Genomic DNA, 20,010 nt, shown 5'->3' on the forward strand with positions numbered 1-20,010 from the left:
CAAAGCCCGGTCCGCGTCAATGCGACCGGGCTTTTTCATTGTGACGGCGCGCATCTTTAGGTGTCGGTCATCCCCGACAATGGCGCCTTTGAGGTGTCTCTAAATGGCGACGCTTAACATCATGATTTATAAGGTGGTTAGAAAGTTTGCAATAAGGTGTAGTCAATAAGCGACACTTAGCCTGGAAATTATTCAGGCAGTAAGTAACAGGATATTGTAGTAAAACTTATATATTTCATAATGTTAATATTTTGTTTTGTTTTTTGGCACGGCTGTTGCATAATATTAACCAGTGGCTCATTCACCCTCTTATGTCAGCCCCTTCGGGACGCGCTACATAAACTTCGAATGACGCACAAAAAGGTGCCTGCCGTCCAACTACTGATTATTGCGCAAGCTTTATCAGGCTCCGGGCGAAACGTCGAGTAAGGCACCGCCTCATTGCACAACAAAGCCGGGTTTTTACCCGGCTTTGTTGTATCTGAAGGGCAGACTCGGTACGCTCTCCAGACCCCCCTCACTGAGAGAGTCATGCGTTGAAACGCTGGTCTGTTTTTCCTCGCTCCCTGCGACAGCTTGTTATGATGGCGTTCCTGCTCATCCTGTTACCGCTGCTGGTATTGGCATGGCAGGCGTGGCAAAGCCTGAATGCGCTCAGCGCCCAGGCCGCGCAGACTAACCGCACGACGCTCATTGATGCCCGCCGTAGTGAGGCGATGACCAACGCCGCGCTGGAAATGGAGCGCAGCTATCGCCAGTATTGCGTGCTGGACGACCGTACGCTGGAAAAGGTCTATCAAAATCAACGCAAACGCTACAGCGAAATGCTGGACGCGCATGCGGGCGTGCTCCCTGACGATAAGCTGTACCAAGCGCTGCGCCAGGATCTGAACGATCTGGGGCAATTGCAGTGCAAAAACAGTGGGCCTGATGCCGTCGCAACGGTCCGGCTCGAAGCGTTTGCCAGCGCCAATACCGAGATGGTGCAAACAACCCGTACCGTCATTTTTTCCCGCGGACAGCAACTGCAACAGGAAATCGCTGAGCGCGGTCAGTTCTTTGGCTGGCAGGCGCTGGTGCTTTTTATGGTCAGCCTTGGGCTGGTGCTGCTGTTTACTCGCATGATCATCGGCCCGGTAAAAGGCATTGAACGGATGATTAATCTTTTGGGTGAAGGAAAATCTCTCGGGAATACCGTGGTGTTTAAAGGGCCGCGGGAACTGCGTTCCGTGGGGCAACGGATTATCTGGCTCTCTGAGCGACTGGCGTGGCTGGAATCTCAGCGCCACCAATTTTTACGCCATATCTCCCACGAATTAAAAACGCCGCTCGCCAGTATGCGCGAGGGGACGGAACTGCTCGCCGATGAGGTGGCAGGGCCGTTAACCACCGAGCAAAAAGAGATCGTTGAAATCCTGGATGCCAGTAGCCGTAATCTGCAAAAACTGATCGAACAACTGCTGGATTACAACCGGAAGCTGGCTGATGGCGCGGTTGAACTGGAAAGAGTGGAGATCGAACCGCTGGTGGATATGGTGCTCTCCGCCCACAGCTTGCCTGCGCGAGCTAAAATGATGCATACCGAACTGGATCTCCAGGAGCCAGTCTGTTTTGCAGAGCCTATGCTATTAATGAGTGTGCTGGACAATCTTTATTCCAATGCGGTGCACTATGGTACTGAATCCGGTAACATTTATATTCGTAGTTTCACCCAGGGATCGCGGGTGTGTGTCGATGTTGCCAATACCGGAGATCCCATTCCGGATGACGAAAAAACGATGATTTTTGAGCCCTTTTTCCAGGGAAGTCATCAGCGAAAAGGTGCGGTAAAGGGGAGTGGTTTGGGCTTAAGTATCGCCCGCGACTGCATACGGCGTATGCACGGCGAGTTGTATATCTCGCATGACGATCGCGCCGATGTTTGCTTTCGTATTGAACTGCCTCTTGAGCCGGAAAAATCAATGCAATGAATCTAAGTCTGGTGAGTATGTTACACGTCTTTTCTCGCGCCATTAACGCGGTGTTTTCCCGTAAAATTATCTGTGCTGGCCTGCCATGTCTGCTGCTGGCGGGATGCGTTTCCCACGCGCCGAAAAGTGCAATCAGCGATAAACAAGACGATAAATTACCTGAGCATCAGTTGGCCGATTTCCTCTCGACTGATTGCGAAAACATCTGGCAACTGAACGGCCATGATGTCGAAGCGAACCCGTTATTCTGGTTGCGGGGAATTGATTGCGCCGATCGGCTGTCACCTGCGGCAGCGCGCGCGCAGGCCCACCAGTGGGCCGATGACACCTGGCAGGACAGTTTCAAACGCGGCATCCTGCTGGCCAATGCCAAAATTAACCCGGTTGAGCGTCGCGTGAACACCACGCGGATGGATGCGCTCAGCCCACAAATTCCTGCGCAAGTCCGCCCGGTGTATCAGCTCTGGCGTGACGGGCAGGTCCTGCAATTGCAGCTCGCCGAAGAGCGCTTCCGTTACAGTAAATTGCAGCAATCCGCCGACGCGGAACTGGATACGCTTCGGTCACAACACCAGTATTTGCGCGCGCAGCTTGAAACCACGACGCGCAAGCTGGAAAACCTCACGGATATTGAGCGTCAGCTATCCACGCGTAAGCCTGCCAGCAACTATCTGCCGGACGGACCGAAAACTAACGCGCAGCCGACCAAAACGCCTGATGATGACGGTGGTACTTCGAAACAAGAGGACGTGAAGCCATGACAAGTCGCAAACCTGCCCATCTCCTGCTGGTGGATGACGATCCCGGCTTGCTGAAGCTACTGGGTATGCGCCTGGTCAGCGAAGGCTACAGCGTTGTCACGGCCGAAAGTGGACAGGAAGGGCTGAAGGCGCTTGGTCGCGAGAAAATCGATCTGGTGATCAGCGATCTGCGCATGGACGAGATGGATGGCATGCAACTGTTCGTCGAAATCCAGAAGTTGCAGCCCGGAATGCCGGTCATTATTCTCACGGCCCACGGCTCGATTCCTGATGCAGTCGCCGCAACACAGCAGGGCGTGTTTAGCTTCCTGACCAAGCCGGTGGACAAAGACGCGTTGTATAAAGCCATTGACGATGCGCTGGAACATTCCGCTCCGTCCGTTGATGAAAAATGGCGTGAATCCATCGTCACGCGCAGCCCGATTATGCTGCGCTTACTGGAACAAGCGCGCATGGTCGCGCAATCCGACGTCAGCCTGCTGATTAATGGGCAGAGCGGCACCGGGAAAGAGATCCTGGCGCAGGCGATACACAACGCCAGTCCGCGCAGTAAAAACGCCTTCATTGCGATTAACTGCGGTGCGCTGCCGGAACAGCTGCTGGAATCTGAACTCTTTGGCCATGCACGCGGCGCATTTACCGGTGCGGTGAGTAGCAGGGAAGGGCTTTTCCAGGCTGCAGAAGGCGGGACGCTGTTCCTCGATGAAATTGGTGATATGCCCGCACCATTGCAGGTCAAACTGCTGCGTGTGTTGCAGGAGCGCAAAGTTCGTCCACTGGGCAGCAACCGTGATATCGACATTAACGTGCGTATTATCTCGGCCACTCACCGTGATTTACCAAAAGCGATGGAGCGTAAAGAGTTCCGCGAAGATCTCTACTACCGCCTGAACGTCGTCAATCTGAAAATCCCCGCGCTGGCGGAGCGTGCGGAAGATATTCCGCTGCTGGCAAATCATCTTCTGCGCCAGTCGGCGGACAGACATAAGCCGTTTGTGCGTGCGTTTTCAACCGATGCAATGAAACGGCTCATGACCGCCGGCTGGCCGGGTAACGTCCGTCAACTGGTGAACGTGATCGAACAGTGCGTGGCGCTGACCTCTTCGCCAGTCATCAGCGATGCACTGGTGGAGCAGGCGCTTGAAGGCGAAAACACCGCGCTGCCGACGTTTGTTGAAGCGCGTAATCAGTTCGAGCTGAACTATCTGCGTAAGCTGCTGCAAATCACCAAGGGCAACGTGACGCACGCCGCGCGCATGGCTGGGCGAAACCGTACAGAGTTTTATAAACTGCTGTCGCGCCATGAGCTGGAAGCGAACGACTTTAAAGAGTAATACCGCAAATTTGATTGTTTATGATACTGTGAGCAATCGATTACGAAGCTGCAAAAGACAGGCGTTTAAGGACCCACCATGAAAAAGATTGATGCGATTATTAAACCTTTCAAACTGGATGATGTGCGTGAAGCGCTGGCTGAAGTTGGCATTACCGGGATGACAGTGACCGAGGTGAAAGGTTTTGGTCGCCAGAAGGGCCACACCGAGTTATACCGTGGCGCAGAGTACATGGTGGACTTCCTGCCGAAAGTGAAAATCGAAATTGTGGTGACTGACGATATCGTGGATACCTGTGTGGATACCATTATCCGCACGGCGCAAACCGGTAAAATTGGTGACGGTAAGATCTTCGTCTTTGATGTGGCGCGCGTCATTCGTATTCGTACGGGTGAAGAAGACGACGCTGCAATCTAATCTGAATATTCCCCTCCCGCTCGGGAGGGGAAGTCCTACTACAGCACTTTATGCGGGCCGAAACATTCGTAATGAATGTTGTCTTTATTCACGCCCAGCTCAACCAGCTGCTTCGCGGCAAACTGCATAAACGCCACCGGCCCACAGACGTAAAACTGCATCTCCGGCGCGCTGAATAATCCCTCATGCAGGCTTAAATCCATCAACCCTTCGCTGTTAAAACGTGCATTTGCGCGATCTGCATCCGTTGGCAGACGGTACCAGGTGTGTGCGTTAAAGCGCGGCAAACCGGTCGTCATGGCGGCGATCTCATCGGCAAAGGCATGTACATCGCCGTTTTCCGCCGCGTGGAACCAGTTAACCTGAGCGCTATGATTGGCTTGAGCGAGCGTGTCCAGCATCGCCAGCATAGGCGTTTGGCCGACGCCTGCGGAAATCAGCGTAACAGGCGTATTGGCGTCAACAGCCATAAAGAAGTCCCCCGCCGGCGCGGCAAGATGAACTTCGTCGCCAACCACGGCGTGGTTGTGCAGCCAGCTTGATACCTGACCGCCATCTTCGCGTTTCACGGCAATGCGATAGCCTTTAGCGTTTGGTTTGCGCGTAAGGGAATACTGGCGGATTTCCTGATGAGGGAACCCCTCGGGTTTGATCCACACGCCAAGATATTGGCCTGGCTGATAGTCCGCGACAGGCAAGCCATCAACCGGCTCAAATTCAAAACTGGTGATCAGCGCGCTACGCGGTGTTTTCTCTACGATGCGGAAAGCACGCGTTCCTTCCCAGCCGCCATTTTTAGTGGCGTGTTCACTGTAGATTTGCGCTTCGCGATTGATAAACACATTCGCCAGCACGCCATAGGCTTTGCCCCAGGCATCCAGCACCTCCTGGCCAGGACTGAACATCTCATCCAGCGTCGCCAGCAGATGGCTGCCAACGATATTGTACTGCTCCGGTTTGATCTGGAAACTGGTGTGTTTTTGCGCGATTTTTTCGACTGCTGGCAAAAGCGCCGCAAGATTATCGATATTGCTGGCATAAGCCGCGATGGCGTTAAACAACGCTTCACGTTGATCGCCGTTGCGTTGGTTGCTCATGTTGAAAATCTCTTTGAGCTCCGGGTTATGCGCGAACATGCGATCGTAGAAATGGGCGGTGAGTTTTGGTCCGGTTTCAACCAGTAGGGGAATGGTAGCCTTGACCGTAGCGATGGTTTGAGCGTCTAACATAGCAATTTCCTTCAGGTGATATTTTAATGATGTATTTTATATGCATCTTATAAAAAATAACCCTGCGTTGTAAATGGGTCTGTGCATCATGAAAAATGTGCATCACAAACCTGAAAAGAAATCCGTTTAAAATCGTGAGAGCTTTATTCCTCAAACCCTTGCGTGGCGTGCAGGTAAACGTTTGCGTAAATTCGTTTGTCAAGACCTGTTATCGAAGAACTATTCGGTTATACTGTGGCGCGTTGTCCAACAGGACCGGCTTTTTAGGCCAAATTTTATTGTTAGCTGAGTAGGAGAAGCGGATGTTAAAGCGTGAAATGAACATTGCCGATTATGATGCAGAACTGTGGCAAGCAATGGAGCAGGAAAAAGTACGTCAGGAAGAGCACATCGAACTGATCGCCTCCGAAAACTACACCAGCCCGCGCGTTATGCAGGCTCAGGGTTCTCAGCTGACCAACAAATACGCTGAAGGTTATCCAGGCAAACGCTACTACGGCGGTTGCGAGTACGTTGATATTGTTGAGCAGCTGGCGATTGACCGTGCAAAAGAGCTGTTCGGCGCAGATTACGCTAACGTGCAGCCGCACTCCGGTTCTCAGGCTAACTTTGCGGTTTACACCGCGCTGCTGCAACCGGGTGATACCGTGCTGGGTATGAACCTTGCACAAGGCGGTCACCTGACTCACGGCTCCCCGGTTAACTTCTCAGGCAAACTGTACAACATCATCCCTTACGGTATTGATGAGTCCGGCAAAATTGACTACGAAGACATGGCGAAGCAGGCTGAGACCCACAAGCCGAAGATGATCATCGGCGGCTTCTCTGCTTACTCCGGTATCGTTGACTGGGCAAAAATGCGCGAAATTGCAGACAGCATCGGCGCATACCTGTTCGTTGACATGGCGCACGTTGCGGGCCTGATTGCCGCAGGCGTTTACCCGAACCCGGTTCCGCATGCTCACGTTGTGACCACCACCACCCACAAAACCCTGGCGGGTCCACGCGGTGGCCTGATCCTGGCGAAGGGCGGTGACGAAGATCTGTACAAAAAACTGAACTCTGCGGTATTCCCAAGCGCGCAGGGCGGCCCGCTGATGCACGTGATCGCGGCCAAAGCCGTGGCGCTGAAAGAAGCAATGGAGCCAGAGTTTAAAGTGTATCAGCAGCAGGTTGCGAAAAACGCTAAAGCCATGGTGGAAGTGTTCCTGAACCGTGGCTACAAAGTGGTTTCCGGCGGTACTGAAAACCACCTGTTCCTGCTGGATCTGGTTGATAAGAACCTGACCGGTAAAGAAGCTGACGCCGCCCTGGGCCGCGCCAACATCACCGTGAACAAAAACAGCGTACCGAACGATCCGAAGAGCCCGTTCGTGACCTCCGGAATCCGTATCGGTTCTCCGGCTGTGACTCGCCGCGGCTTCAAAGAAGCTGAAGTGAAAGAGCTGGCTGGCTGGATGTGTGATGTTCTGGATAACATCAACGACGAAGCGGTGATCGAACGTATTAAAGGTAAAGTGCTGGATATCTGCGCACGTTTCCCTGTGTACGCTTAATTCTGCTCGCAGTGACATGAAAGGCCGCGTAAGCGGCCTTTCGTTTATCTAGCGCCGGTCAATGGAAATCGCACCCGGCCCGGTTACCGCCAGCAATAAAAATGCACCGGCGATACTGACGTTTTTGTAGAAATTAATCATGTTTGGCATCACCGCATCGCCACTCATATCCCAGTAGTGATGCCCAATTACCGCCGTTCCCAGCGTATAGAAGACAAACAGCACGGCCAGTGGGCGGGTAAAGAAACCGAGCACAATCAGGATTGCGGCAGGCACTTCCATTACCACCGCAATAATGGCGGCCAGCATTGGCATCGGCGCACCCAGCGACGTCATATACTGCACGGTTCCATCAAACCCGGTCATTTTGGGAATACCAAAAATAATAAACAGCACAACGATTGCGATACGGGCGATCAACAGTATTAACGAACGGGACTGGCCGAAATCGAAATAGCGTAAAGTGTTCATGGCAGGCTCGATATTGGAGGGGCTTACGTTAAAGCTAATACACAAACTGCGGGCTCGCCATATTCTTTGTCATTCAAAATCAGGCATAAGCGTGATGTCATCGTTGGCAAAATCCGCTTCATTCCGCCGCTAAAGAATCCTCGACAAACAAATACCCGATCCCAGTAATTTGTTGCTGGCGAGTTAACCCGCCAAAGCCAATTTCCGTTTGTCGGGTACGCCCAGCATCGCCATGATCAAACGGAGTAAAACCAATCTGACGGTTAATGGTTTGCAACCAGGGCTCACCAAAAGCGCAGCTACGACCATAGAACCAGATTTGGTTGATATTCACGATATTGAGCAGATTGTAAAGCGTCAGACCAATAGCATTAGCGGCCTGTTCGACCCAGCGTTGAATATTCGTATCCCCCTTACGCCAGGCGTCAAGCAGCTGCAGGCTGGTCAGTGAATCAGGATTCAGAGTGGAGGAATTCGGTTGTGATTTATGCCATATTCGTGCCTGTTTCTTTAGAGCCGATAACGAGGCAACTGTTTCAAGGCAACCGTAGCGTCCGCAAGAACACGCCATACCGTCCCTGTCAAAAATGGTGTGACCGATTTGCCCGCTGCCGTTCAGCGTCCCGCGATAAATTTGCCCATTAATGACAAACGATGAGCCAATACCGTAATCGACGTTTATCACGCAAAAATCCTCACGATTCAACGGGTTTTGCCATTTTTCGGCCAACGCCAGCATGACGCAGTCGTTATCGACCATCACCGTAATCCCAAGTTTTTCTTCCAGCAGATACTTTATCTCGACCGGTTTTTTCCACGGGGCTTGCGGCATGGTCTGGGAAACGCCTGTCGCGGTATCGACTTGTCCGTGGATCCCCAGTGCCAGGTTGATCCGCCGTCCGGGCCACTGCTTATGATGTTGCTGCCATAGTTTTTCAATCGCTCTCAGCAGCGCATCGGGTGTAGGGGCATTGACTTCTGTCCAGTTGAAATCCCCCTGAGGTAACATACGCGCGTCAATCAGCTGGCTTTCAATGCTCGTCGGGCTGACATTCATGCAAAGAATTAATGGGCCCTCGCGGGGAATTTGATAGTGACCGCTGTTGATACCGCGAGTGCTGAGATTTTCGCTGGAATGGCTCAGCTTTTTGTTGCTGACCAGTTCATCCAGAATCTTACTCACCGCAGGAATGGAAAGTCCTGTGTGCTGGGCTAGCTGTGATTTGCTCAGGCGCTTATACCGCCATACCAACGTCATTATTGTCCGTCGATTGTGCTGACGAACCGTCTGGTTATTCAACCCCGAAATACGCATTCACTAAACTCCGTTAATTATATTGCGTGAGCATTACGCAATCAGCCCGCGAAATTCCTCTCTACACTGCCATCCTATCGTCTTTCACTGTGTTTTGTTTACTGGAGAGTGAAAATGTCTGGAGCAGTTAAGGTCTGGCGGGAAACCGTCTCATTACCAACGTGGACCACCGGTGCAGAAGACACCAACCCGATGTTTCTCGAAAAACGCGTCTATCAGGGCTCGTCCGGCGCGGTCTATCCCTACGGCGTCACCGACACCCTGACGGGCAAACGCGAAATGCGGGACTACCAGGCGGTGTGGATGGAGAACGACTTTATCCGCATCATGCTGCTGCCCGAACTGGGCGGAAGGATTCACCGCGCCTATGACAAAGTCAAAGCGCGTGATTTTGTCTACTACAACGAGGTGGTCAAACCTGCGCTAGTGGGACTGCTGGGGCCGTGGATCTCCGGCGGCATCGAATTCAACTGGCCACAGCACCATCGTCCGACTACGTTTATGCCCGTTGATGTCACCCTCCAGTCTGCCGACAATGGCGCACAAACCGTCTGGATGGGCGAAACCGAACCGATGCGCGGGCTGCAGGTGATGACCGGTTTTACCCTCTATCCGGATCGCGCCCTGATTGAAATCACCGGCAAAGTGTTTAACCCCAACGCCACGCCGCGACACTTCCTGTGGTGGGCGAACCCGGCGGTAAAGGGCGGGGACGACCACCAGAGCGTTTTCCCGCCGGATGTGACGGCGGTCTTCGATCACGGTAAACGTGATGTTTCCGCTTTCCCGATGGCGCATGGAACCTATTACAAAGTCGACTACTCGGCGGGCGTGGATATTTCACGCTACAAAAACGTGCCGGTGCCGACGTCCTACATGGCCGAGAAATCAGATTACGATTTTGTCGGCGCATACCATCACGGCGAGCGCGGCGGGTTGCTCCATGTCGCCGATCACCACGTTTCTCCAGGTAAGAAGCAGTGGACCTGGGGCCATAAAGAGTTTGGCCGCGCCTGGGACCGCAATCTGACAGATGAAAACGGTCCGTACATTGAGCTCATGACCGGCGTCTTTACCGATAACCAGCCGGATTTCACCTGGCTTGCGCCGTATGAAGAGAAAGTGTTCGTGCAGAATTTCCTGCCCTACAGCGAACTGGGCATGGTGCAGAACGCCAACACGCAACTGGCGTTAAAGCTAGAACGTTATGCACCACAGATTATGCTGGGCGTTTACGCCATCGCGCCGCTGGAGGATGTCAGCCTCGAACTGAGCGCCGATGGTCAAACACTCTGGGAAATGCGCCTCAGCCTGCTGCCGGGCGAAAGCCACCAGCAGACGCTGGAACACACTGAATCCTCTCGCTTAACCCTGACGGTCAAAGATGCCTCGGGCCATTCGCTGCTGAGCTATCAGGAGCATATCCCCGAGGAGACGCCGCTGCCTGCACCCGCCATCGCACCGGCGCTGCCGGAACACATTACGAACGGTGACGAACTCTATTTTATCGGCCAGCATCTGGAGCAGTACAACCACGCCAGCCGTCACGCGGAAGATTATTACCGCCGCGCGCTGGCGCTGGACGTGCACGACTATCGCAACAACGTCGCGCTCGGCACGCTGGCGCTCAACCGCGCCGACTGGGCCCTGGCGCAGCAGTGCGCCGAAGCGGCTTTGGTGCGGGCGCACCAGTTGAATAAAAACCCGCGCGATGGCGAAGCTAGCCAGCTGTTGGCAACGGCGCTGGAACGTCAGGGCGATAACGACAAAGCCTGGGATCACTACTACAAAGCCTCGTGGAGCGGCAACTGCCGCGACGCGGCGTTTTGGTCGCTGGCGCGCCTGGCGATGAAGCGCGATGACTATGCCGACGCGCTGGAAAAGGTCGAGGTCAGTCTCGGTATCAATGCCAGCAACAATCTGGCGATGGGGCTGAAGGCGCTGGCGATGGCGAAACTCGGTCACCAGGACGACGCGCTGGCGTATATCGATGCCAGTCTGCATACCCATCCTCTGAGTTACGTTCTGCACTACGTGCGCTGGGCCATTCGCCAGGATGATGCCGCGCAGGAGAAACTGCGCCAGGTTACGGGCCGTCGTGGGGCGAATGCCTGCGTGCTGGCGGGCTGGCTGACGTCGATGGGTATGAGCGATGCGGCACGCGATGTGTTGGATCTGCTCGACAGCCAGGAGACGCTCCCGCAGCTATGGCGTGCGGCATTCAGTGACGATACAGAAACTCGCGCCCGTTACCTCGCTGCCGCACGTCGCTGCGAGCCAAATCGGGTGCGCTTCGCAAATGCCCTTGACGAAGTGCAAATGCTACAAACCCTGCAGGACGACGCTTTTGCCCGCTATCAGTTAGGGTGCTTCTGGTACAGCAAGCGCCGCTATGACGAGGCTGTTTCTTGCTGGCAATTCACTCTTGAGCAGGAGCCGCAGTTTGCGCCCGCTCAGCGTCTGCTGGGAATTTACGCCTGGAATAAAAAGGGCGATCTGGCGCTGGCGCAGGCGTATTTGCAGCGCGCGGTCGAGCTGGAGCAGGAAAATCCGCGCTTCCTGTTTGAACTTGACTACCTCAACAAACTCAACGGCGTGCCAGCGGCTGTCCGTCTAGGCACCCTCAGCGAGCGTCAAAGCGTGGTGCTAGAACGCGACGATCTGACGGCGGAACTGCTGAGTCTGTGGAACAGCACCGGGCGTTATACCGACGCGGCAAACATACTAAAAACCCGTGAGTTCCACCCGTGGGAAGGGGGCGAAGGCAAAGTCACCGGACAGTATCTGCTCAATCAGCAGCATCGTGCTTTGCAGCATATTCAGAATGGCGAATGTAACGAGGCCATTAGCCTGCTTCAGGCCGCGCTCTGCTATCCGCATAATCTGGGGGAAGGGCGTCTGCCGGGGCAAACGGACAACGATGTCTGGTATCTGCTTGGCTACTGTCACGCGCGGTGCGATAGCCAGACTGAGGCACAGCGCTGTTTCACCCATGCGGCGCAGGGCGGAACAACGCTAAGTGCCGGGCGCTACTACAACGACCAGCCCGCCGATTATCTCTTCTGGCAGGGGATGGCGATGCGCGTGCTGGGCGACAGCGCCGCTGCCGAACGTCACTTCAACAGTTTCTTGTCGTGGGTGAAAGCGCACTACGACGAAGTTCCTGAGGCTGATTTTTTTGCTGTTTCGCTGCCGGATCTGGTGGTGCTTGATACACCAGCACGGCAGCAACATCAGCAGCACTGTCTGTTCATTGAGGCGCTGGGCCACGCGGGACGGGGGGACGACACCGCCAGCCAGCGCTGTCTCAATACCCTGCTAACGCTCAACCCGGCACACGACAAAGCGCACTTCGTTCAACACGCGCGCGCGGCTGGCATTTTTAACTAACCGACCCGACAGGTGGGGACATCCACCTGTTAACCCTCTGTTCCCTGCATTCCCTTGAAGAGGAATCACGATGAATAATGACGCACAGACACAACTGAAAATGGGCTACGTCTGGACCATCTGCCTGGTCGCCGCCTGTGGCGGGCTGCTCTTTGGTTACGATTGGGTAGTGATTGGCGGGGCAAAACCCTTCTACGAAGCTTGGTTTTCGATAACCGACCCGGCGCAGTCCGGCTGGGCGATGAGCAGTGCGCTGGTGGGCTGTATTTTTGGGGCACTGATCTCCGGCTGGTGTGCTGACAAGTTGGGCCGCAAACGCCCATTAATTATCTCGGCTGCACTGTTTAGCGTCTCGGCGCTCGGCACGGCTCTGGCGCACAACTTTGAGATTTTCGTGGTCTTTCGCATTATTGGCGGCATCGGGATTGGGCTTGCCTCGGCGCTCAGCCCGCTCTATATCGCCGAAGTCAGTCCGGCGGAAAAACGTGGTCGCTTTGTGGCGGTCAACCAGCTCACTATTGTGGTCGGCGTGCTGGCCGCGCAGCTGGTGAATCTGCTGATTGCCGAGCCGGTGGCGGCAGGGGCGACTCAGGAGGCTATCCTTCACAGCTGGAACGGACAAATCGGCTGGCGCTGGATGTTTGGCGCAGGACTGGTGCCTGCTCTGGCCTTTTTAGTGTTGATGTTTTTCGTTCCGGAATCCCCGCGCTGGCTGATGAAGGTCGGCAAACCGGAGCGTGCACGTGCCATGCTGGAACGAATCGGCACCGTGCAATACGCCAGCCAGACGCTAAAAGAGATCGCCCATACTCTGGAAAAAGACACCCAGAAAGTCACCTACTCCACGTTGCTACAGCCGCAAATCAAACCGATTGTGATTATCGGGATGGTGATGGCGATGTTCCAGCAGTGGTGCGGAATCAACGTCATTTTCAACTACGCCCAGGAAATTTTTGCCTCTGCCGGGTTTGATATCAACGACACTCTGAAATCGATTGTGGCGACAGGTATTATCAACCTCGTCTTTACCGTCGCTGCGCTGCCGCTGGTGGACAAAATCGGTCGTCGCAAACTGATGCTGCTGGGCGCATCGGGCCTGACCATTATCTATGTGCTAATTGCCAGCGCGTATGCAATGAACATCATGGGCTGGCCGGTTCTGCTGCTGGTGCTGGCGGCGATTGCGATCTACGCCCTGACGCTGGCTCCGGTGACCTGGGTGCTGCTCTCGGAAATTTTCCCCAACCGCGTGCGTGGGCTGGCGATGTCTCTTGGCACTTTGGCGCTGTGGGTGGCCTGTTTCCTGTTGACCTACACCTTCCCGCTGCTCAATGCCGGGCTGGGCGCTGCGGGCAGTTTCCTGCTCTACGGTGTGATTTGTGCGGCCGGGTATATCTATATCCTGCGTAACGTCCCGGAAACCAAAGGCGTCACCCTCGAAGCGCTAGAGGAGCAGCTAGAAAAGCAGCACCGCAAAACCGCTCACGCGGCGAATGCCGGACGGGTGCACTGATGGCAGAAACCTTATTTTTGCAAAACGCGCATCTGCAGATGCGCGTCGATCCTCAGGGGGGCGCGCTGCGCGAACTGGTTTCCCTTATCCACGACAGGCCCGTCCTGTGGGAGAAAGGTGACCGCGCGCTGTTCCCGATGCTTCCGCTGGCTAACCGCGTCGCCGGGAATCGCTTTTCGTTTCGCGGGCGGGAGATTGTGCTGCCGGACAGCCCGGTCGATGAAACGTTTTTCCTGCACGGCAACGGCTGGCTGGAACGCTGGGACGTCGAATTCGTCTCCGACACGGAGTGCCTGCTGACGCTGCGTAGCCAGCATCCCTGCGGTTTTGACTATCTGGCCGAGCTGCGCTATCGGTTGTTTGGAAACGTTCTGCGAGCGGATCTGACGTTAACGCACCTCGGCCAAAACCCGATGCTCTACGGGCTGGGATTTCATCCGTGGTTTGTATTTGAGGAGGCGAGCCGCGTACAGTTCTCTGCCGGCGGCTACTGGCCGGAAGGGGATAAACATTTGCCGCTGGCGTGGCAGGGGGAGATCCCGACAGAGATTGACTTCAGCGGCGCGAAACATGGCGAGAACCGCTGGCTGAATGTGGGCTTTTCCGGCTGGAACGGGGTGGCGCAGATCCAGAGTGACGTGATGACTGTCACATTATCATCGCAAACTCCATGGCTGATGCTGTTCCGAATGTCGGATGAATCATTCTTATGCCTCGAACCGCAGAGCCATCCGGTGAACGCCCATCATCAGGCCGGACAGCCAGGATTAGTGGCGTTAGGCCAGAGTGATAGCACCTGTTTGGCCATGGAAATTGCCGTCGAATCAACGACCCAATCCTGTTAATCGGCTGTTAATACTCGCTTGCGCCAGCCTCTTTTTAGCGCCAGACTAGCGCCTCCAAATCGGGAGGGATTCATGGGTTTGCATTCCACACGCTGGCTGGCGCTCAGCTATTTTACCTACTTCTTTAGCTACGGTATTTTTCTGCCTTTCTGGAGCGTCTGGCTCGCAGGAATCGGCCTCACGCCCGAAACGATCGGCGTCCTGCTTGGTGCAGGTCTGGTGGCGCGTTTCTTAGGCAGTCTACTGATTGCGCCGCGCGTCAGCGATCCTTCGCTGCTGATCAAATCCGTGCGCATCCTGTCACTGCTCACGCTGGTATTTCTGGCGGGCTTTTGGGTCAGCCAGCAGTTTGCCTGGCTGATGGTGGTGATGGTCGGCTTTAACCTCTTTTTCTCACCCCTGGTTCCACTGACGGATGCGCTGGCCAATACCTGGCAAAAACAGATGCCGATGGATTATGGCCGGGTGCGCCTGTGGGGGTCGATAGCCTTTGTGATTGGCTCTGCGCTGGTGGGTAAACTGGTCAGCCTTTACGATTATCAGGCCATTCTGGCGCTACTGAGTGTCGGTATTGCCTCAATGCTGCTGGGGATGCTGCTGCGACCATCCGTGATGCCACAGGGCGAAAGCCGTCATCAGGAGCGCGCGGGCTGGCCGGCATGGAAAATGCTGATCGTGCAAAGCTGGCGTTTTCTGGCGTGCGTCTGTTTGCTGCAGGGCGCACATGCGGCGTACTACGGTTTCAGCGCGATCTACTGGCAGGGCGCGGGCTATTCCGCTTCGGCCATCGGTTATCTGTGGTCGCTCGGTGTGGTGGCGGAAGTGGTTATTTTCGCGCTCAGCAAGAAGCTGTTCCGCCGCTTTGGTGCGCGCGATTTGCTGCTGCTTTCCGCCGTATGCGGCGTGGCGCGCTGGGGGATCATGGGCTGGACGACGGAATTACCGTGGCTTATCGTGGCGCAAATCCTGCACTGCGGCACGTTCACCGTGTGCCATCTGGCGGCAATGCGTTACATCTCTGCGCGTGAGGGCAGCGACGTTATTCGTCTGCAGGCGATTTATTCCGCTGTGGCGATGGGCGGCAGTATCGCCGTGATGACGGTTTTTGCGGGCTATTTGTACCAGCATCTCGGTCACGGCGTGTTTTGGGTGATGGCGCTGGTTGCGTTGCCCGCGATGATTGTGCGACCGAAAGTGGCCGCACGCAGTTAAGCATTACGATTCCAGCATCACGCGAATATGTTCTTGCTGCTGCGTGTTCAATGCCTCTACGGCATGAATCAGCGGCGGTGAGAACAGTGGCAGGGCGGTGGCGTAAGGGGTAATCACCAGCGCCGCCTCTCGCGGTGCACCGTCTTTCTGGAAAGCCTGCAGCGTCAGATAGCGAATATTCAACGGCAACAACGTCAGCTCCCGCAGTTGTTCCTCAATCAGCTCTTCACACGCTTTGTCTTCACCCGTGAGCAACACCACCTGTTTTTCATACAGGTCAGTTTCCTGCATCAGCCACGCGCCAAAGATGACGGCGACCAGACACATCTCTTCATCCGAAAAGCGCAGGCCAAATTCGGCTTCGACTTCAAACAGAACATGGCGAGTGGTGCGCATCAGACGCGGATAAAGACGCCCAATCTCTTCGGGTAGGCTGTTATCGATCCCGATGCCGAACAACGAGCGATCCAGCGCCTGCGTCAGATGGATATACAGCTGGTCCGTCAGCCCTTGTTCATCACTAAAGCGCATTCCCGTTTGGCCGCGAAAGCGACCGATCATTCGCGAAATCGCCTGACGCAGCCGCTCATCCTGCTGATGGGCGTCCCGCAGCGGGTCCGGGGTGCGAATCATCATGAACAGCAACGACAGGAAAAGATTTTCATCGGTGTGAGGATTCTGTTGTACCCGGCGCTGCCAGTGACGAACGATCTCCTGCGCGGTCAGGAATTCCCCGCGGGACTGCGCCCAGTGACGTTGCACGGGAGAAAACTGCGGCGTGAGACCAAGATGATGCTGTATCAGACAGTACTGCAGGTACAACTGCAAAAACTGAACGTCACGGCACTCAAACTGGCGCTGCAGGCGGCGCGAGCAGAAGTTGATCAGCGCCCGCAGATTGGTATCGTCATAGAGTGTGCGCGCAATGCCGAGCTGTTTAAGCTGCGTTTTAAGCGCCGGGGTAAACTGCTGAGTGATAAAGTGCGGACACAGGCGCAACGCCCGACGCAGCCAGTGCAGCAGGCATAACCGTTGATCGAGCGTGGTGCCTTCAAGCCGGTAGCTGCCGTCATAGTGCGTGGCGATGTCGAGCCGGTGATAGCGCTGGATTTCATCGCGCGTCTCGGCTATATCTTGCCGTGCAATGTCGTCGTCGACCCCGTTAATGCCAACAATGCTTTGCGGGGTAACGGCAAAATCGGGCAGGTAAAGCATCAAAAGCACCTGGCAGCGACGCTGCGAACTGGAAAGCACAGATGGAATTTCAAGTGTCGTCATCATCTGTCGGTATCCAGGAGAAGTATTCGATAAGAATAGCCAAAGGATGTGCGCTGGAAAGCGCGGCGGCAGCTCTTTCCGTCAGGAATGCGGGAGAACATCACAGAATTTTTGACGTGAGGAAACGATGCAAATAGTTAAACAAAGCGCCAGCGCGCTATTTTTGGCGGTTTTATCCCTCTCCGCCGCGGCGCATCCTCACAGTTTCATCAGCCTGAAAACGGAAGTGGTGGCTGATGACGCGCAGATTAGCGGGCTGAAAATGCGCTGGACGATGGATGAAATCACCTCCGCCGATCTGCTCTATGATGCGGGCAACGCCAAACCCGGCGATGAGATCTGGAAAAAACTGGCGGCAGAAGTGATGGCAAATGTCCTCGGCCAGCACTATTTCACTGAATTCTGGCATAACGGACAAAAGGTAAAGTTCCTGAATCGTCCTACGACATACGGCATGGAGCGCGACGGTCAGCAGGCTGTTTTGACTTTTATTCTGCCTCTGTCACAACCGCAGCCGCTGGCCGGGCAGAAATACACGTTTTCCACTTTTGATCCGAGCTATTACGTCGATATGAGTTACGCCGAAGACCGCGATGCTACCTTGCCAGCGGCGCTACAAAACCGCTGCAGCATCGCCGTACATACGCCGTCGCCCAGCGACGAAACGCGCAATTTTGCGATCGCTCTGGATAAAGACGATGCGCCGCCGGAGGACATGGATCTGGGCAAACAGTTCGCGCAGCAGGTGACCGTCCAATGTCAGTAATTTCAGCGTCGATGAAGACAAAGCGTCGTTGGCTACATCTGTGGCCGCTGGCGCTGTTTTTGGTCATCGCGGGGGTTGCCGCCCTGTGGCTTTGGCAGGCGTGGCCGCAGGTGATGATGAAAAGTATCCTCTGGCAACGAGAGGTTAACCAGCAGATGAGCGGCTTGCTGAAAGCCGTTGCGGAGAATCCGTCAAAGGCGGGAGGCTCGCTGTTGATTTTCAGCTTTCTCTATGGCGTGCTGCACGCCTTAGGGCCGGGGCATGGAAAAATTGTCATTACCACCTGGCTGGCGACGCATCCTTCAAAGCTAAAATCCAGTATCGGTTTAACGCTCGCGTCGTCTTTATTGCAAGGCTGCGTGGCAATTGCTCTGGTGCTCGTGGTGCTCACGCTGCTGCAATTGCCCGCTCGTCAGCTGCATATGAGTAGTTTCTGGTTAGAGAAGGGCAGCTATGCGCTGGTGGGCTTACTGGGCGTAATGCTCTGCTGGCGAGCGCTCAAAAAATTAAGCGCGCTGCTGCGCAAGCCGAAGTTCAAAGCCTTTACCCCGCATCATGTTCATGACCAACGCTGCGGGTGTGGGCATCAGCATTTACCGACGCAGGAACAGCTCCATAGCGGCGATGACTGGCGGGCACGCCTGATGATTATTCTGTCCATGGGAATGCGACCGTGTTCCGGGGCGATCATGGTTCTGCTGTTTAGTAAGGTGATTGGCGTATTTAGCTGGGGTGTTGTGTCCGCACTGGCGATGGCGGCCGGTACGTCGTTGACGATTACGTCGCTGGCCCTGCTGGTGCACAGCTTCCGTCAACTGGCCGTCAGATTGAGCGGTAATAAAGCCCCGGTTCTGTGGCGACAGGTGGGATGGACGACATTGGCATTAGCGGGTGGCGTGATTCTGCTGGTCGCGGCGGTGACGATGTGGATAAGCGCCGTACCGATGGGAAGGGGATTAAGACCGTTTTGATGACTTTTCCCTCTCCCAATGGGAGAGGGAACCGCGGGATGCAGCTGGAGCGATTAACGCTTCAGCGCATCACTCAGTTCGTCACGCATGCTCGCCAGCATCGATTTCACGACGCGTGGGTTACCTGCAACGATGTTACCGCTCATCAGGTGGTTGTGGCCGCCAGTGAAGTCACACACCAGTGCGCCTGCTTCACGTGCAATCAGTTCACCTGCAGCAAAGTCCCATGGCTTCAGTGCGATTTCGAAGTAGCCATCAACACGGCCAGCGGCAACGTAGGCCAGATCCAGTGCAGCAGAACCTGAACGGCGGAAGTCCGCGCATTCGGTGAACAGCTTGCCGAGGATTTTCATATACGTGGTGGCGTGCTGTTTGGCTTTGAACGGGAAGCCGGTCGCCAGAATAGTGCCATCCAGATCGCGCGCGTTGGTGCCACGCAGACGATAACCGTTCAGCTGTGCGCCTTGACCGCGCGTTGCGGTGAACAGTTCGTTACGCATTGGATCGTAAACAACAGCGACTTCAGTACGGCCTTTGATGCGTACTGCGATAGAAACAGAAAAGTGTGGGAGGCGTTTGACGAAGTTGGTCGTGCCATCCAGTGGATCGATAATCCATTGAACATCCTGATCTTCGCCTTCATTCTCACCGCTTTCTTCGGCGATGATGGTGTGCTGCGGGTAAGATTTGCGAATGGTTTCGATAATAATCGCTTCTGCGGCTTTATCGACGTTAGTCACAAAGTCATTGCTGCCTTTCTGGCTGGTTTCTACAGAATCTGGTGTTTCGTAGTGTTTGGCAATTACATTACCCGCCTTGCGCGCTGCGCGCACGGCGATGGTCAACATAGGATGTTGCATCGGTTACTCTCACTGGATGTTAAAGAACAGGGAAACGAAAACGGCGCAGAGTATAGCAGCGAGTTCGGATCATGTCTCTCGTTTATGATAATATGCCGGAATATTCTTCAGACAATGACCTC

Annotated in this window: 16 protein-coding genes; 11 read left to right on the top strand and 5 right to left on the bottom strand. The window is 55.0% G+C overall.

Going from position 1 to position 20,010, the window contains the following annotated elements; translation table 11 throughout:
* Nucleotides 1–536 precede the first annotated feature (536 nt).
* The 4 genes from qseE (at nt 537) to glnB (ending at nt 4,482) form a co-directional block, all read left to right on the top strand.
* On the top strand, nt 537–1,970 hold the full coding sequence (gene qseE / locus ACKI5T_RS05085) for a two component system sensor histidine kinase QseE/GlrK (RefSeq protein ID WP_407436032.1): 1,434 nt from the start codon (nt 537–539) through the stop codon (nt 1,968–1,970).
* Nucleotides 1,967–2,731, top strand: a complete 765-nt coding sequence (gene qseG / locus ACKI5T_RS05090; RefSeq protein WP_407436034.1) for a two-component system QseEF-associated lipoprotein QseG — start codon at nt 1,967–1,969, stop codon at nt 2,729–2,731. The genes qseE and qseG overlap by 4 nt, the downstream gene beginning before the upstream one ends.
* Nucleotides 2,728–4,065: a two-component system response regulator GlrR gene (glrR, locus tag ACKI5T_RS05095; RefSeq protein WP_015960033.1), complete on the top strand. Its 1,338-nt coding sequence runs from the start codon at nt 2,728–2,730 to the stop codon at nt 4,063–4,065. Before qseG ends, glrR begins: the two co-directional genes overlap by 4 nt.
* A gap of 78 nt (nt 4,066–4,143) precedes the next feature.
* Entirely contained in the window at nt 4,144–4,482 is a 339-nt protein-coding gene (gene glnB, locus ACKI5T_RS05100) for a nitrogen regulatory protein P-II (protein ID WP_002914032.1), read from the top strand.
* Nucleotides 4,483–4,520: 38 nt separating this feature from the next.
* Here glnB and hmpA read toward each other — a convergent pair whose 3' ends face one another.
* A complete protein-coding gene (gene hmpA / locus ACKI5T_RS05105; protein WP_407436040.1) occupies nt 4,521–5,711 on the bottom strand; it encodes an NO-inducible flavohemoprotein in 1,191 nt (396 codons plus the stop codon).
* Between the two features lie 302 nt (nt 5,712–6,013).
* Between hmpA and glyA the strand changes: the two genes are divergently transcribed.
* A complete protein-coding gene (gene glyA / locus ACKI5T_RS05110) occupies nt 6,014–7,267 on the top strand; it encodes a serine hydroxymethyltransferase (RefSeq protein WP_407436042.1) in 1,254 nt (417 codons plus the stop codon).
* Nucleotides 7,268–7,315: 48 nt separating this feature from the next.
* On the opposite strand, the gene ACKI5T_RS05115 is transcribed toward glyA, so the two are convergent.
* The gene (locus tag ACKI5T_RS05115) at nt 7,316–7,738 is read right to left on the bottom strand and encodes a DoxX family protein (protein WP_407436044.1); all 423 of its coding nucleotides are present in this window, start codon (nt 7,736–7,738) and stop codon (nt 7,316–7,318) included.
* Between the two features lie 118 nt (nt 7,739–7,856).
* A complete protein-coding gene (locus ACKI5T_RS05120) occupies nt 7,857–9,053 on the bottom strand; it encodes an ROK family protein (protein WP_407436046.1) in 1,197 nt (398 codons plus the stop codon).
* A gap of 114 nt (nt 9,054–9,167) precedes the next feature.
* On the opposite strand from ACKI5T_RS05120, the gene ACKI5T_RS05125 reads away from it, so the two are divergent.
* From ACKI5T_RS05125 to ACKI5T_RS05140, 4 genes are all read left to right on the top strand, one after another.
* Nucleotides 9,168–12,443, top strand: a complete 3,276-nt coding sequence (locus ACKI5T_RS05125) for a DUF5107 domain-containing protein (protein WP_407436048.1) — start codon at nt 9,168–9,170, stop codon at nt 12,441–12,443.
* Nucleotides 12,444–12,513: 70 nt separating this feature from the next.
* The gene (locus tag ACKI5T_RS05130) at nt 12,514–13,956 is read left to right on the top strand and encodes a sugar porter family MFS transporter (RefSeq protein ID WP_407436050.1); all 1,443 of its coding nucleotides are present in this window, start codon (nt 12,514–12,516) and stop codon (nt 13,954–13,956) included.
* The gene (locus tag ACKI5T_RS05135) at nt 13,956–14,801 is read left to right on the top strand and encodes an aldose 1-epimerase (protein ID WP_407436052.1); all 846 of its coding nucleotides are present in this window, start codon (nt 13,956–13,958) and stop codon (nt 14,799–14,801) included. The genes ACKI5T_RS05130 and ACKI5T_RS05135 overlap by 1 nt, the downstream gene beginning before the upstream one ends.
* A gap of 72 nt (nt 14,802–14,873) precedes the next feature.
* A complete protein-coding gene (locus ACKI5T_RS05140; RefSeq protein ID WP_407436054.1) occupies nt 14,874–16,013 on the top strand; it encodes a 3-phenylpropionate MFS transporter in 1,140 nt (379 codons plus the stop codon).
* Between the two features lie 3 nt (nt 16,014–16,016).
* Here ACKI5T_RS05140 and csiE read toward each other — a convergent pair whose 3' ends face one another.
* Nucleotides 16,017–17,294 (bottom strand): stationary phase inducible protein CsiE, encoded by a 1,278-nt coding sequence (csiE, locus tag ACKI5T_RS05145; protein WP_407436056.1) that lies wholly within the window; start codon nt 17,292–17,294, stop codon nt 16,017–16,019.
* Between the two features lie 124 nt (nt 17,295–17,418).
* Here csiE and ACKI5T_RS05150 point away from each other — a divergent pair, with 124 nt between their 5' ends.
* Both ACKI5T_RS05150 and ACKI5T_RS05155 read left to right on the top strand, forming a co-directional pair.
* Entirely contained in the window at nt 17,419–18,057 is a 639-nt protein-coding gene (locus ACKI5T_RS05150) for a DUF1007 family protein (protein WP_407436058.1), read from the top strand.
* Nucleotides 18,048–19,028, top strand: a complete 981-nt coding sequence (locus tag ACKI5T_RS05155) for a nickel/cobalt transporter (protein ID WP_407436060.1) — start codon at nt 18,048–18,050, stop codon at nt 19,026–19,028. Before ACKI5T_RS05150 ends, ACKI5T_RS05155 begins: the two co-directional genes overlap by 10 nt.
* 53 nt (nt 19,029–19,081) lie before the next feature.
* Here ACKI5T_RS05155 and suhB read toward each other — a convergent pair whose 3' ends face one another.
* A complete protein-coding gene (gene suhB, locus ACKI5T_RS05160) occupies nt 19,082–19,888 on the bottom strand; it encodes an inositol-1-monophosphatase (protein WP_015960025.1) in 807 nt (268 codons plus the stop codon).
* Between the last annotated feature and the right edge of the window lie 122 nt (nt 19,889–20,010).

Origin of the sequence: Lelliottia sp. (assembly GCF_045627565.1) — a bacterium.
Classification (GTDB): Bacteria; Pseudomonadota; Gammaproteobacteria; order Enterobacterales; family Enterobacteriaceae; genus Enterobacter.